The following is a 13,897-nucleotide window of genomic DNA, read 5'->3' as shown; positions in this document are numbered from 1 at the left end:
CACTGTGGACCTTTGCTTCACGCACAATGCGGCCATCCGCATCCACCACGCACACACTTGAGTATTCCAATGATACGTCGATGCCGGCATACTGCTTCATGGTCGTCTCTCCGTGATGCTATGGAGCAGGTCTCTCCTGACTCCGCGACACCATCATTGTGAGGGACGACCACCAGCCATTCAAACCTGGCTGGCCGGGCTCCGCCCGTTACACCATCTAACTCATTGTTTTTACGCAATTCCGGACGGAAAACCGCTGCGCACTTTCCTGGAATTGCTCTAGAAGTTGAACGAGACGCCGAAGTTGACGGCGTGGGTAAAGACCCTGGTCTTGAGCGTATCGCCGCTGTCGATCGAGACGTCGTTCACGAAATTGTAGTTGCCCTTATATTCGACGAAGGTCGACCAGTGCTGGGAGAGCTGGTAGCTGACACCGGCCTGTGCCTGCAGCGATGCGCCGCCGAACTGGTAGTCGAAGGTCGTGCCCGAGGCGCGGGTGACTTCGACATGCGGCACGTTGATACCGGCGCCGAGGCCGACATAGGGCGTCCAGTTGCGGCTCGGGTCCTGGAAGCGATAGAGCGCGTTCAGCGTCAGCATGTTCAAGCCGTCGGTGAACTCGAAGTGCGACCAGCCGGGCGTATTGCCGAGATTGCCGTAAACCTTCGCATGGCTGTAGTCGAGCGACACGCCCCAGTTCGACTTGCCGAAATCGTCAAGCCACCAGATGCCCCGGAAGCCGAAATAGGGTGGCATCTTGAAGGATTTGCCGGACCAGTCAGGGTCGAAATCGGCACCGTCCGATGTCTTCACATTGCCGCCGGTCGCGCCTTGAAAGCCGCCATAGCCTGAGAGCTGCATTCCCGCCGAGGCAGAGCCGGCAGCAAACAAGAACGCTGAAATCGCAAGTGCGGATACGGCCTGCTGTTTGAAACGAAATGCACGATGCATGTAGAATCCCCGAATGGCAGAGTGTCGCTAGCTAAACACGCGTCAGTTATGCGTCCATTGCAGTCACTGGTAAGCAGCGACGGCTTAGGTAGGAGAGCTGACATGAAACTGAATGTAAATGACCCTTATCGGTAGGGTAGCGCGATAGGTTTGCGGCTGTAACAATGACGCAACAGTGCGTGTAACGGCGGGGACACGCGGTATTTGTACGAGGTCGCGAGCGCCCCGAGCATGCCGGCTCTGCCGTGTCATTTGCTCGGGGCGCTCTTTATGCTCGGATCTGCGCAGAAGTGGCGGATCGGCCGGTCTATCAACCGCCGAACAAGGTCCTCAGCACGTCGATGCCGCGATCCTGATAGCTGACTTCGCCCTGCTTGTTGCCGGGACCGACGACGATGACCTTGGTGCCGATCGGAACCCGATCGTAGAGATCCGTCACATCCTTGTTCATCATGCGGATGCAGCCGGACGACATGTTCAGGCCGATGCTCCAGGGCTGATTCGTTCCGTGGATCCGGAAGGCGGTGTCGCTGCCGTTGTGATAGAGGTACATGGCGCGTGCGCCGAGCGGATTGTCCTCACCACCCTCTTGATAGGACGGCAGCTTGTGGCCCTTCTTGGCTTCGCGGACGCGCATCTCCGGCGGCGGCGTCCAGCCCGGCCATTCCGCCTTACGGCCGACCTTGACCACGCCCGACCATCCGAAGCCTTCGCGACCGACGCCGATGCCGTATCGTCTTGCGCGGTTGTCGCCTTCGACGAGATAGAGATACTTGTTATTGGTATCGATGATGATCGTGCCGGGCACCTCGTTGGTCGACAGCCTGACCATCCGACGCTGGAATTGCGGCTTGACCTGGCCCTGCGGTTCCATCGCGACCCGAACCACGTCACTGCGTGCGGCTGGCGTTGCGGAAGGAGCAGAAGCGGTAAAGGCAGCGGCATTCGAGGCCGCAAGAAGAAAAGTCGCAACGACGCCTGCCGCTACGACGGATAGTCCTGTTCTCATATGGCATTCCCCTCGCTGAAGTCGGCAAGAAACTACCGAAACCTACGAGGGGATCAAGATCAAAATGCCGGTTGCAAAGATTGGTCCGGAAAAACAGGCTTTTCTTCTATCAGCGATTGAGGAATAGCCGCAGCAATAGTGTAGAGAAAGGTGACGTCGGCGCGACGAACTTTGAGGCCTCCCTCGGCCATGCGCACCGCGCTGTTTTCCGATGGCTGGTCGATCACATCACGATGACGCGCGTTCCGACTTTCACGCGGTTGTAAAGGTCGGTGACATCTTCGTTGCGCAGGCGGATGCAGCCGGAGGAAACGGCGCTGCCGATCGTCCAGGGCGCGTTGGTGCCGTGGATGCGATAGAGAGTGGAGCCGAGATACATGGCGCGCGCGCCGAGCGGATTGGCTTCGCCGCCTTCCATGCGGGCCGGCAGATAATGTCCCTTTGCGGCCTCCCGTGCCACCATCTCGGACGGCGGCGTCCAGTCCGGCCATTCCTGCTTGCGCGTGATGGTATGCGCGCCGGCCCATTCGAAGCCGGGCTTGCCGACGCCGACGCCATAGCGGCGTGCCTTGCCGCCCTCCATCACCAGATAGAGGAAGCGATTATTGGTGTCGATGACGATGCTGCCGGGCTTTTCCTTCGTCTGGTAGTCGACGATCTGTGGCAGGAATTGCGGGTCGACCTGGCCGCGGACTGCCGGATATTGCGGGCGGGTCATCGCAACTTGCTGCACGACTGGGCGCGAGAACAGGCCGCGCGGCTGCACCACCTGGCGCACCTGCGGATAGGCCTGCTGTTCCATTCGAGGATCGGCTGCACGGCGTGCCATTGGACGGGCATAGACGACGGGCTGCACGCCGCCGCCGCTAAGCTGCGTTACCCAGGGGGCGGTCAGATCGGGACTGACGATAACAGGCGGGCGCGACTGGTAGCGATCGTTGGCAAAGGCGGTGGAGGCAAGCAGGCTCAGAGCGCCGGCGGCGCACAGAACGACATGTTTCATCATCGGACAAACTCTCTACACATGGGCCGAGGATGGGCGCGACAGCACCCGGTCGAGACTATGGTGCCACCTGCGCGCGAGCGAATGGTAAACATCTATTCATCAAAATGCCGAGAAGCCGATAAAGCTTTATCAGGGTTACCGCCTGGTTTGGAAATGTGGTTTGCAAATGGTAAATCAGGAATCGGAATGCGCGTTCGTTGAAATCCGCCTATGATTTTAAACGTTTGATTGATCTGTTTTTATCCGATAGTTGCTTGCCGGTTTCCGGTGGTGCGCGCTGAAATGGGAGACGAATCGCTAAAATGGCTGAAACGGGCATCATCACCGGCGAGGATGGCAGAGATCGCTGCTTCTGGCATGGCAACCTGCCGGAATATCAGCGCTATCATGACGAGGAATGGGGGCGCCCTGTCGTCAACGACATCAGGCTCTTCGAGAAGATTTGCCTGGAGGGATTCCAATCCGGCCTTTCCTGGTTGACGATCCTGCGCAAGCGCGAGAACTTCCGCGCCGCTTTTGCCGGCTTCGATTTCGAAAAGGTCGCCAAATTCGACGAGGCCGATATCGAGCGCTGCGTCGCCGATGCCGGCATCATCCGCCATCGCGGCAAGATCGTTTCCACCATCAACAATGCAAGCCGCGCTATCGAGCTGCGTGACGAATTCGGTTCGCTCGCACGCTATTTCTGGAGCCATGAGCCGGGCGCCGCCGAGCGTCCCGAGATCTTCGACTTCGCGCATCTTCGCGCCAATCCGACGACACCGGCCTCAGTGCGGATTTCGAAGGATCTGAAGAAGCGCGGCTGGACCTTTGTCGGCCCGACCACAGTTTATGCCTTCATGCAGGCCATGGGCCTTGTGAACGATCACATCGAAGGCTGCTATTGCCGGAAAGAGGTGGAGGCGATGCGCTGTGCATTGGTGCGGCCATGAGAGGCATATTGCTCGGCCTTTCGGTAGCGATGCTCATACTGGTCGGCGCCGCAGCCGCCAGCGCCGAGGATGCCCCTCGCCAGACGCTGCCGCAGCTTGATCGTGGCGAGAAGATCGAGAAACTCGGTTTCCCGGCCGTTCTCGAAAAATTGACGGGCTGGACGAAGTTCGGCAAGGGCAAGGTCTACACGCTGCCGCTGAAGAAGGGTCAGCATGTGCGGATCACCTTCAGCTCGAAGAGCAAATACACCTTTATGGCGATCTTCGATCTGTCGTCGAACGATGATGAATCCTTCTTCGGCACGGACGAGGATGGCGACACCGCCGACATCACCCTCAACGAAGATACCACCTGGCTGATCAAGCCTTATTATTCTCGCGTCACCCGCCGCCGCGGTCTCGGCGCTCCCTACGAGATCCTCATCGATCCCAATCCGCCGGCCTCGCAGCAGCAGCCTGCCGATCAGCAGAAGGATCAAGGGCCGACGCTTTTCCCGTCGCGATCGAAGCAGGGACAGTGAGGCCTAAGACAAGGCCTCGATCACGCTATACAGCTCGCCGAGATGACCGATCTTGCGGAAGCGCGGCGCTTCGGTCGGCTCCTCGACATGTTCGAGGGACCATGTGAGTTCGTGCGGCACGAAGACGCCGTAGCTGCCTGCGGCGAGTGCCGGCACGATGTCTGATTTCAGCGAATTGCCGATCATCATCGCTCGCTCAGGCCCATCTCCCACCTTGGAAAAGATGCGGCGATATGTGGAGGCGTTCTTGTCCGAGACGATCTCGATCGCATCGAAAAGATCGCCGAGGCCGGATTGGGCAAGCTTGCGCTCCTGATCGAAAAGGTCGCCCTTTGTGATCAGCACCAGTAGATAGTTGCCGGACAGGGCTTCCAGCGTCTGGCGCACATGCGGCAGCGTTTCGACGGGATGAGCGAGAAGATCGCGGCCGATGTCGAGGATCCGGGCGATGACGGTCGCCGGCACCTCGCCCTCCGTGATTTCGATGGCCGTTTCGATCATCGACAGCGTGAAGCCCTTGATGCCGAATCCGTAGTGGCGCAAATTGCGCTTCTCGGCTTCGAGCAGTCGCGCAGAAATATGGTCGCTGTCGGCATGATCGATGAGTAGATCGGTGAATTGCAGTTCCGTCAGCCGGTAGAACTGTTCGTTCTGCCAAAGCGTGTCATCGGCATCGAAGCCGATCGTGGTGAGCGGGCGTTGCGTCATGGTGTTTCCGTTCCGCTTAAGGGATGAACTCCGGAGTCTATCCTCCGCCGTCCGGGACGCAAGTGTAAGTGCTGGTAACCGCATCGTGATCGATAGCAGGTCTCGCGTTGAAATCGGATTCCGGTGCATTATGTCGATACTGTCTCGATCGCGCCGGCTTCCGGGCCGGGCTTCGACGACTGTCTGGTGACCTCTCCAAGGCGGCGCGAACAAGCCGCCGCCGTGCCGAGGCCAAATTATAACCAAGAGATAAGAACTCATCGGCCGGAAGCCTGTTCCAGCCGGCTACAAGGGAATTTTCTCCTATGCGTTACAATCAACTCGGTAATACCGGCATGTTCGTCTCCGAACTTTGCCTGGGCACGATGACCTTCGGTGAAGCCAGTCCCAACAACAGTCTCTGGGGTGCGATCGCCGATGTCGACCAGGCGCTGGCCGACAAGATCGTCGAAAGCTCGCTCGCCGCCGGCATCAATTTCATCGACACGGCCGATGTCTACTCCTTCGGCAACTCCGAGAAGTTGCTTGGCCAGGCCCTGAAAAACCTCGGCGTGCCCCGCAAGGATGTCGTTATCGCCACCAAGGTCTATGGTGTCATGGGTGACAAGCCGAATGACCGCGGCGCCTCGCGTGGCCATATCATGGATTCGGTGCAGGCAAGCCTCGACCGTCTGCAGACCGATCACATCGACCTCTATCAGATCCATGCCACGGATCGGGTAACCCCGATCGACGAGACGCTGCGGGCGTTGGATGATCTCGTTTCGCGCGGCCTCGTCCGCTATGTCGGTGTTTCCAACTGGCAGGCCTGGCGCATCGCCAAGGCGCTCGGCATTTCCGAACGCCGCGGCTTCGCTCGCTTTGAAACCGTGCAAGCCTATTATTCCATCGCCGGCCGCGATCTGGAACGCGAGATCGTGCCGCTGATGGCGGAAGAGAAGCTTGGACTGATGGTCTGGTCGCCGCTCGCCGGCGGTCTCCTTTCGGGCAAATATGGTCCCGGCGCTCCCGGCAATGGCGAGGGCCGGCGTGCAAGCTTCGATTTCCCGCCCGTCGACAAGGACCGTGCCTGGGCCTGCGTTGCCGCCATGCGTGAAGTGGCGGAAAAGCACGGCTCCAGCGTTGCAACCGTGGCGCTTGCCTGGATATTGGCTAAACCCTTCGTCACCAGCATCATCATCGGCGCCAAGCGTCTCGACCAGCTCGATCAGAATCTCGCCGCAGTCAAGCTGAAGCTTGATGCCGACGATATGGCCAAGCTCGATGAAGTCAGTGCGCTTGCGCCCGAATATCCCGCCTGGATGCTCGCCCGCCAGGGCACATTGCGGGTGCCGCAGCCTTTCGAGCCGAAAGCCTGATATCATGCAGAAGCCGGGCTGCCATTCTTCGTGGCGGCCCGGCGGCTATTACAGCTCGATGACGATCTTGCCGAAGGGACCGCGATCGAGATGATCGAAGGCTGTCGGAACCTCGCCGAGGCCGTAGCGATGGTCGATGACGGGCTTCAGGCCGATGCTGTCGACCGCGCGCGAAATCCTCGAGCGAGCGGCGATGGCCGACACCGATGCCTTGCACGACCGGAGACGTTAACTGCAGCGGTGCCGCAGGACCGATTATATCGAAGTCTTCGAGGACGCCGATGACGGAAATCCGGCCATGCGGCGCTACCGCCTTCAACGATTGAGCGAAGTTCGGCCCGCCGGCGATTTCTATGATGTGGTCGATGCCGTGATGGACACCAAGCGCCTTTGCGCGTGGTCATCGATCAGTTGGCAACACGCCTGCCTGGAATCATGGACTGAGCGGTGAGAGAGGCGACGCTCGCGTGCAGCCTCCCATGATCGAATGAATTACTTGCCGTGCTTCTTCAGCCAGGCAATCAACATCGTCAGGATCGTAAGCAGGCGCATGAGCGGGAGCCGAGCTGCGCCGGCTGCCAAAGCACGCACAAATCGCATCTTGGGGACACTGTGAGGCGATCAAGGCAGCAGCTTGACCTCATTCAGAATCTCGACCGGCGGAAAGCTTATGCAATCCACCGTGTCGAAGGTGAGCGTAAATCGGGCCGGCGTTCCCGCAGCCCATTTCAGCGCCTGTTCCGCCGAGTTCGCTGGGATCTTCATCGCGATCGTGCAATGCGGTTGCCACCGATCCGGACGGGAATGCTCATGGCAAAGGGCGGGATCGATCTCGTCGTGAATGGCGGCGTGTATTTTCCTCAAGACTCGATCGTCTGCAGGACGCGCCCAAAGCACCAGCATCTCGTTTGCGAAATGGTCGATGCCGGAGAATTCGATCGATAAGGGCGGCATCTCGCTGAAGACTTTTTGAATAGCCGCAAAAAGCGAGGAGGGAGCGATATCCGCATAGACGGCAAGGGTGAGATGCGGCGGATAGTTCAGCGCCTCCATGGATGGCGTGGTTTCGAACCTGCTTGCCTGCCGCCAGAGATCCAAAACCGGAGCGGCGCTGTCATTGGCACATTTCAGAACGATTGCATGTGGCATGGTGTCTATCTCGCCTCATCTGGCTTTTTGTCCGTTTGTCCGTCGTTAGCATAGAACAATCCTTGCCGCATTCAGCCCAATCCGCTAGTTAACCGCCACTGTTCCCGTACCGGATTACCTTAGATATGAGCGACAAACAGAAGAAACCGCAGAAGCTCAAGGCCCGCCTGCCGCGTGGCTTTGTCGATCGTTCGGCCAGCGACATTCGCGCTGTCAACGAGATGACCTCCAAGATCCGGGTGGTTTACGAGCATTATGGTTTCGATCCTGTCGAAACGCCGCTGTTCGAATATACCGATGCGCTTGGCAAGTTCCTGCCCGACAGCGACCGGCCGAACGAAGGCGTGTTCTCGCTTCAGGATGACGACGAGCAGTGGATGTCGCTGCGCTACGACCTGACGGCGCCGCTTGCCCGTCATGTCGCCGAGAATTTCAACGAGATCCAGCTTCCCTACCGCACCTATCGCGCCGGCTATGTTTTCCGCAATGAGAAGCCAGGCCCGGGCCGGTTCCGCCAGTTCATGCAGTTCGATGCCGATACCGTCGGCGCACCGGGCGTGCAGGCGGATGCCGAGATGTGCATGATGATGGCCGATACGCTGGAAGCTCTGGGCATCAAGCGCGGCGACTATGTGATCCGCGTCAACAACCGCAAGGTTCTCGACGGCGTGCTGGAGGCGATCGGCCTCGGCGGCGATGACAAGGTTGCTCAGCGCTTGAACGTGCTGCGCGCCATCGACAAGCTCGACAAGTTCGGTCCGGGGGGCGTGGCGCTGCTGCTCGGCCCCGGCCGCAAGGATGAGTCCGGCGACTTTACCAAGGGTGCCGGTCTCAATGCCGATCAGATCGAGAAGGTGCTCTTCTTCGTCGGTATCAAGGACTATGCCGAAAGTGCCGTTCAGCTTGCCGAGCTGGTTGCCGGCACGTCCAACGGCGTCGAGGGTGTCGACGAACTGAATTTTATCGGCAGCCTCGTCATCAGCGCCGGCTATCACGCCGATCGCATCAAGATCGATCCGTCCGTCGTTCGCGGCCTCGAATACTACACCGGCCCAGTCTACGAGGCCGAGCTGTCGTTCGATGTCACCAACGAGAAGGGCGAGAAGGTCGTCTTCGGCTCGGTCGGCGGCGGCGGCCGTTATGATGGGCTCGTCTCGCGCTTCATGGGCCAGCCTGTGCCGGCCACCGGCTTCTCCATCGGCGTCTCGCGCCTGATGACGGCGCTGAAGAACCTTGGCAAGCTCGGCACTGAGGAGGTGATCGAGCCCGTACTCGTCACCGTCATGGATGGCGATGTCGATGCCATGGGCCGCTACCAGCGCTTCACGCAGCAGCTGCGTGCTGCCGGCATCCGCGCCGAGATGTTCCAGGGCAACTGGAAGAAGTTCGGCAACCAGCTGAAATATGCCGACCGTCGGGGCTGCCCGATCGCCATCATCCAGGGCGGCGACGAGCGCGCTGAGGGCGTCGTCCAGATCAAGGATTTGATCGAAGGCAAGCGCCTCTCCGGCGAGATCGAGGACAATGCAAGCTGGCGTGAAGCCCGTGTCGCGCAGGAAACCGTGCCGGAAGCCGAGCTCATCGCAAAGGTTAAGGCAATATTGGCGGCGCAGGCGGAAGACCGGAAGAGGGCGCTCGGCAATGTCTGAGCGTGTGGCTTTGCCCCTCACCCTAGCCCTCTCCCCGTTGACGGGGAGAGGGGACGACCTTTTTTCTTGCGGTCCATCGGCTCCCACAGAAGTGAGGGGAGATAGAAGGCGCGCCCATCCCCTTCTCCCCGTCCAAACGGGGAGAAGGTGGCCGACAGGCCGGATGAGGGGCTTTAGTGGAGTTCTTATCCCATGCCCCTGATCAACCTTCCAGATTTTGCCGGCGATCTGCTGGACGAGTTCGCCGTTCGCGGGACGGAGCGGGTGGATACGCCCATCATCCAGCCGGCCGAACCCTTTCTCGACATGGCCGGCGAGGATCTTCGCCGGCGCATCTTCATGACCGAAAGCGAAACCGGCGCCAGCCTTTGCCTGCGTCCGGAGTTCACCATTCCGGTCTGCCTGCGCCATATCGAAACCGCGACCGGCACGCCGAAGCGCTATTCCTACCTCGGCGAGATCTTTCGCCAGCGCCGCGAAGGCGGCCATGAGTTCTATCAGGCCGGCATCGAAGATCTGGGCGATGGCGACACCGCAAGCGCCGATGCGCGCGCCATCGGCGATGCCATCGGTCTCCTGAACCGGCTCGTTCCGGGCAAGCCGCTCTCGGTGACGCTTGGCGATCAGGCCGTGTTCGAGGCTGTGGTGCAGGCGCTCGGACTGCCATCCGGCTGGCAGAAGCGGTTGATCCACGCCTTCGGCAACATGATGCAGCTCGAAACGCTGCTGGCGCGTCTGGCAAGCCCGCAGCCTGTCACCGGGCTCGACGCGCATGTGCTCGATTTCCTCAGCCGCGGCGACGAGCAGGGGCTGATCAGGCATATCGATGCCACCATGCAGGCAACCGGCTACTCCACCAATGCCAGCCGCTCGCCACAGGAGATCGCCCGCCGTCTTCGCGAGAAGCTGGTCCTGTCCGAAACGCGGCTCGATGACGCCGCATTCCTCGTATTGGAAGAGTTCCTGTCCCTGAGCGTGCCTTTGGCGGACGCCTCTGCGGCCCTGGCCGGCTTTGCCGATGCGGCAGGCCTGAAGCTCGGCAAGGCAATGGAAAGCTTCGATGCCCGCGTCGCCGCATTGGCCAAAGCCGGTGTCGACGCCTCGAAGATAGACTATCGCGCGGCCTTCGGCCGTCCCCTCGATTATTATACCGGCCTCGTCTTCGAAGTGACGGTGGCAGGATCGAGCGCGGTGCTCGCCGGCGGCGGCCGCTTCGATCGGCTGATGACCCTGCTCGGCGCCAGGGACCATATCCCCGCCGTCGGCTTCGCGCTCTGGCTCGACCGCATCGAAACCGCGAGGGTCGCCTGATGACCATCACCATTGCGCTGCCCTCCAAGGGCCGGATGAAGGACGATTGCTCGGCTGTTTTCGAGCGCGCCGGCATGCCCATCGTCGCCGTTGGTAACGATCGCTCCTATCGCGGCCGTGTCGAAAGCTTAGAAGGCGTCGAGATCGCGTTCCTGTCGGCCTCGGAAATCTCGCGTGAGATCGGCAATGGCAGCGTCGATTTCGGCATTACCGGCGAAGACCTCGTGCGCGAAGGCATGGCGGAGGCCGATCGCCGCGTCGAATTCTGCGCAAGGCTTGGCTTCGGTCATGCCGATGTCGTCGTCGCGGTGCCGGAAATCTGGCTCGATGTCGATACCATGGCCGATCTCGGCGATGTCGCCGCTGATTTCCGTGCCCGTCATGGCCACAGGCTGACGGTCGCGACGAAGTACTGGCGGCTGACGCAGCAGTTCTTTTCGAGCCAGCATGGCATCCAGCTCTATCGTATCGTCGAAAGCCTCGGTGCGACGGAAGGTGCTCCGGCCGCCGGCTCCGCCGACATCATCGTCGATATCACCTCCACGGGCTCGACATTGCGGGCCAATCATCTGAAGATCCTGTCGGATGGGATCATCCTGCGCTCGGAGGCGTGCCTGGTGCGCGCGCGCAAGGAAAGCCACGAAGGCGATCCGATGGTCCAGCGCATCATTTCAGCCGTGCGCAGCGCGCTCTGACCTTCCAGTTTTCTATTCACGCAAAAGGCCCGCCGGAATTCCGGCGGGCCTTTTGTCTTGGGAGATACTCAGCGATCAGGCGGTTGCGTAAGCGCCGCGGCGTGCATCGACCGAGTAGAGGCCTGCGCCGTTGGTGGCGAGCATGATGTATGCGCCGGCGAGCGTGACGTTCTTCAGGAAGTTGACGAAGTTCAGGCCATTGATCCAGCCGTTTGCGGCAGCCGGGAAATCCGGAACGTTGACTGTCCCCAGATGGAAGACGATGCCGGTGAAGACACAGAAGGCGGCGAGCAGCCAGCCGACGATGCGGATCTGGAAGCCGATCAGGACGCAGACGCCCGTGACGAATTCGAACGCGCCAGCAAGGTAGGTGAGGAGGGTTGCGTAGGGCATGCCGGCGCCGGCGATCATGCCTGCGGTGCCGGCCGGATCAGTCAGCTTGCCGAAGCCGGCGAAGATGAACATGAAGGCGAGCAGGATGCGCGCCACGAGAATGATGATGTTGTTGCTATTGGACATGACGGTCTCCAGTGAATTGGGTTTGGACTGAGTGGCGACAATTTCTGGAGACTGATATCCATGATTTTTCGGTGGCTGAAAAGATAAACAACTGCGTACAATTAGTTCACAATCATTGAACAATGGCGGATTTACCGCCCTCTTTCCATCCGTGCGATATCGGCTATGGTGGCGGCAATTCATCGCCAAATCATAATCTTAAGGAGTGATTCCAGTGGCCGACCTCTCGTCATTTCCGATCACGAAGCGCTGGCCTGCCAGCAATCCGGACATCATCCAGCTCTATTCGCTGCCGACGCCGAACGGCGTGAAGGTCTCGATCGCGCTGGAGGAACTTGGTCTCCCCTATGAGCCGCATCTGGTCTCCTTCAGCGCCAACGATCAGAAGTCGCCGGAATTCATTTCGCTGAACCCGAACGGCCGCATCCCTGCGATCATCGATCCCAATGGCCCGGACGGCAAACCGATCGGCCTGTTCGAATCCGGTGCGATCCTCGTCTATCTCGCCGAGAAGACCGGCAAGCTCATGCCTCAGGATGCCGCCAGGCGCTACGAGACGCTGGAATGGGTTTTCTTCCAGATGGCAGGCGTTGGCCCCATGTTCGGTCAGTTCGGCCATTTCTTCAAATTTGCCGCCGATAAGGTCGCCAACAACTCCTATCCGGTCGAGCGCTACCGCGACGAAGCCAAGCGTCTCCTGAGTATTCTCGAAAGCCGCCTGCAGGGGCGCGAGTGGATTATGGGCGACGACTATACCATCGCCGACATCACGACGTTTCCCTGGGTTCGCGGAGTCGACGTCTTCTATGGTGGCCGTGAAGTTCTCGAATTCGAAAGCTTCCCCGCAGTCATGGCCTGGCTGGAGCGCGCCCTTGCGCGTCCCGCAAGCCAGGTTGGCCTGAACATTCCAAAGCGGGATTGATGCTGCCTGGGCGCAATGAGGGCGGATGCCCTTGCGCTCGTTCCATCCTGGCCTATTGCCGGGTCGCCAATTGGCTCCCCGGCTCCAGCTTGAAGCGCGGAAAGAGGAACATGCCGACCATGCTGCCGGCGTGTCTCCCATCCGCGGCGATGGATTCGCCGACACAGAAGATCGGTTGGCGATGGCCATTGGCGCCAAGGGTCGTGGTGGAATAGCAGAAGCTGGATGCGGCGGTTGCCGCCTGTTCGAAAAGGTCGAGGATGCGCGCGCGGTCCTGCGCGTCATAACAGTGCATCAGGCTCAGGAGGCCGCACTCGGAAGAGGTCAGCCCATGCAGCATGGTGCTCCACTGCCCGAGCTTGATGAGGCCGCTCGACAGGTCGCCGGTCCAGCCTTCGGAAACGCAGAATTGCGCGAGGAGATCGGGATCGTGGCTATCGAACGCCAGCGAACCAGGCGCAAACGGTGCGGCAAAATTTGCTTTGGCAATCTTGAACAAGCTGATCCCCACCACTTGAGCGCATAGGCTCCTGCGCGTCTCGTTTGAATTTCAGATGAACCGGGTGGAAGGTCTGTTTGCCCGCCGCACCGTCATGAAGAAAACAGAGCCGCATCTCTGTTGTTGTTATTTCTCAACAATGTCTTCGGATGGTGATCCGACCTGCGAAGTCGTTTTCAAGTAATAAATTCGGACGACTCCAACCCGTTAAGGTCATGGCCAAGCCAAGCCGCAGGTTAATCCTGTCCAAAATCAGTAAAATTTCCGTGCATTGCAGCTAACTCTCCAAAATCGCTGCGCTGCGAGTTATAGGGGCTTTTTTTAAAACGGCAATGGGGAGGTTGCATAATTTGCATTGCCAGGAGAGCTTGCCAAGCTTGTGCAAGTGTTGTTTTGGCACAGCAAAAAGGGCGGCCCGAGCAGCCTGTGTGAGAAGTCCGGCAAATCAATTAAGGTGGCCGCATTGGAAACGATGCGGCCATTTTCATGGGATACATTTCAGGGACTGATCGGGGTCAGACGTCGCTGTTGCCAGCCCGGATCGAGGATTACGTTGCGGCAGATGCTGCGGTGCGGGTGATCGATGCCTTTGTCGATGGGCTTGATGTTGCGCAGCTCGGATTCAGGCGAGCGGTTGAGGCCTCGACAGGTCGTCCCCCCTACGATCC

At 59.9% G+C, this 13,897-nt stretch carries 15 protein-coding genes and 1 pseudogene; 7 read left to right on the top strand and 9 right to left on the bottom strand.

Features of this window, described 5'->3' with window-relative positions; all coding sequences use genetic code 11:
• Positions 1-279: 279 nt before the first annotated feature.
• The 4 genes from QD409_RS34200 to QD409_RS34185 all read right to left on the bottom strand — a co-directional run bounded on the left by QD409_RS34200 (position 280) and on the right by QD409_RS34185 (position 2,966).
• The gene (locus QD409_RS34200; RefSeq protein WP_092856563.1) at positions 280-951 is read right to left on the bottom strand and encodes an outer membrane protein; all 672 of its coding nucleotides are present in this window, start codon (positions 949-951) and stop codon (positions 280-282) included.
• 310 nt (positions 952-1,261) lie between these two features.
• Positions 1,262-1,960, bottom strand: coding sequence for a L,D-transpeptidase (locus QD409_RS34195; protein ID WP_092856560.1), 699 nt, complete (start codon positions 1,958-1,960; stop codon positions 1,262-1,264).
• Positions 1,961-2,019: 59 nt separating this feature from the next.
• Positions 2,020-2,187 (bottom strand): hypothetical protein, encoded by a 168-nt coding sequence (locus QD409_RS34190; RefSeq protein ID WP_159432231.1) that lies wholly within the window; start codon positions 2,185-2,187, stop codon positions 2,020-2,022.
• On the bottom strand, positions 2,184-2,966 hold the full coding sequence (locus tag QD409_RS34185) for a L,D-transpeptidase (protein WP_092856557.1): 783 nt from the start codon (positions 2,964-2,966) through the stop codon (positions 2,184-2,186). The genes QD409_RS34190 and QD409_RS34185 overlap by 4 nt, the downstream gene beginning before the upstream one ends.
• A 302-nt stretch (positions 2,967-3,268) precedes the next feature.
• Here QD409_RS34185 and QD409_RS34180 point away from each other — a divergent pair, with 302 nt between their 5' ends.
• Positions 3,269-3,898: a DNA-3-methyladenine glycosylase I gene (locus QD409_RS34180; RefSeq protein ID WP_092856554.1), complete on the top strand. Its 630-nt coding sequence runs from the start codon at positions 3,269-3,271 to the stop codon at positions 3,896-3,898.
• Complete coding sequence (locus tag QD409_RS34175; RefSeq protein ID WP_092856551.1) at positions 3,895-4,419, top strand: hypothetical protein; 525 nt, start codon at positions 3,895-3,897, stop codon at positions 4,417-4,419. The genes QD409_RS34180 and QD409_RS34175 overlap by 4 nt, the downstream gene beginning before the upstream one ends.
• A gap of 3 nt (positions 4,420-4,422) precedes the next feature.
• Here the strand turns inward: QD409_RS34175 and QD409_RS34170 are convergent, their stop codons facing one another.
• On the bottom strand, positions 4,423-5,127 hold the full coding sequence (locus QD409_RS34170) for an HAD family hydrolase (protein WP_092856548.1): 705 nt from the start codon (positions 5,125-5,127) through the stop codon (positions 4,423-4,425).
• Positions 5,128-5,432: 305 nt separating this feature from the next.
• Here QD409_RS34170 and QD409_RS34165 point away from each other — a divergent pair, with 305 nt between their 5' ends.
• Complete coding sequence (locus tag QD409_RS34165; RefSeq protein ID WP_092856545.1) at positions 5,433-6,485, top strand: aldo/keto reductase; 1,053 nt, start codon at positions 5,433-5,435, stop codon at positions 6,483-6,485.
• A 48-nt stretch (positions 6,486-6,533) separates the two neighbouring features.
• Here QD409_RS34165 and QD409_RS34160 read toward each other — a convergent pair.
• Positions 6,534-6,864: pseudogene (locus tag QD409_RS34160) on the bottom strand (zinc-binding dehydrogenase); the annotation flags it as partial.
• Between the two features lie 242 nt (positions 6,865-7,106).
• Positions 7,107-7,634: a 2'-5' RNA ligase family protein gene (locus QD409_RS34155; protein WP_092856542.1), complete on the bottom strand. Its 528-nt coding sequence runs from the start codon at positions 7,632-7,634 to the stop codon at positions 7,107-7,109.
• Positions 7,635-7,759: 125 nt separating this feature from the next.
• On the opposite strand from QD409_RS34155, the gene hisS reads away from it, so the two are divergent.
• The 3 genes from hisS to hisG all read left to right on the top strand — a co-directional run bounded on the left by hisS (position 7,760) and on the right by hisG (position 11,289).
• The gene (gene hisS, locus QD409_RS34150) at positions 7,760-9,283 is read left to right on the top strand and encodes a histidine--tRNA ligase (protein WP_430764915.1); all 1,524 of its coding nucleotides are present in this window, start codon (positions 7,760-7,762) and stop codon (positions 9,281-9,283) included.
• Positions 9,284-9,475: 192 nt separating this feature from the next.
• The gene (locus QD409_RS34145; RefSeq protein WP_092856536.1) at positions 9,476-10,594 is read left to right on the top strand and encodes an ATP phosphoribosyltransferase regulatory subunit; all 1,119 of its coding nucleotides are present in this window, start codon (positions 9,476-9,478) and stop codon (positions 10,592-10,594) included.
• Positions 10,594-11,289, top strand: a complete 696-nt coding sequence (gene hisG / locus QD409_RS34140) for an ATP phosphoribosyltransferase (RefSeq protein ID WP_092856533.1) — start codon at positions 10,594-10,596, stop codon at positions 11,287-11,289. Before QD409_RS34145 ends, hisG begins: the two co-directional genes overlap by 1 nt.
• A gap of 75 nt (positions 11,290-11,364) precedes the next feature.
• On the opposite strand, the gene QD409_RS34135 is transcribed toward hisG, so the two are convergent.
• On the bottom strand, positions 11,365-11,808 hold the full coding sequence (locus QD409_RS34135) for a DoxX family protein (RefSeq protein ID WP_092856530.1): 444 nt from the start codon (positions 11,806-11,808) through the stop codon (positions 11,365-11,367).
• A 214-nt stretch (positions 11,809-12,022) separates the two neighbouring features.
• On the opposite strand from QD409_RS34135, the gene QD409_RS34130 reads away from it, so the two are divergent.
• Positions 12,023-12,730: a glutathione binding-like protein gene (locus tag QD409_RS34130; RefSeq protein ID WP_092856527.1), complete on the top strand. Its 708-nt coding sequence runs from the start codon at positions 12,023-12,025 to the stop codon at positions 12,728-12,730.
• A 52-nt stretch (positions 12,731-12,782) separates the two neighbouring features.
• On the opposite strand, the gene QD409_RS34125 is transcribed toward QD409_RS34130, so the two are convergent.
• A complete protein-coding gene (locus tag QD409_RS34125; RefSeq protein ID WP_245298205.1) occupies positions 12,783-13,229 on the bottom strand; it encodes a hypothetical protein in 447 nt (148 codons plus the stop codon).
• Positions 13,230-13,897 lie beyond the last annotated feature (668 nt).

Origin of the sequence: Rhizobium sp. BR 315 (assembly GCF_050577975.1) — a bacterium.
GTDB lineage: Bacteria > Pseudomonadota > Alphaproteobacteria > Rhizobiales > Rhizobiaceae > Rhizobium > Rhizobium miluonense.
This window is presented reverse-complemented; position numbering and strand designations above follow the sequence as displayed.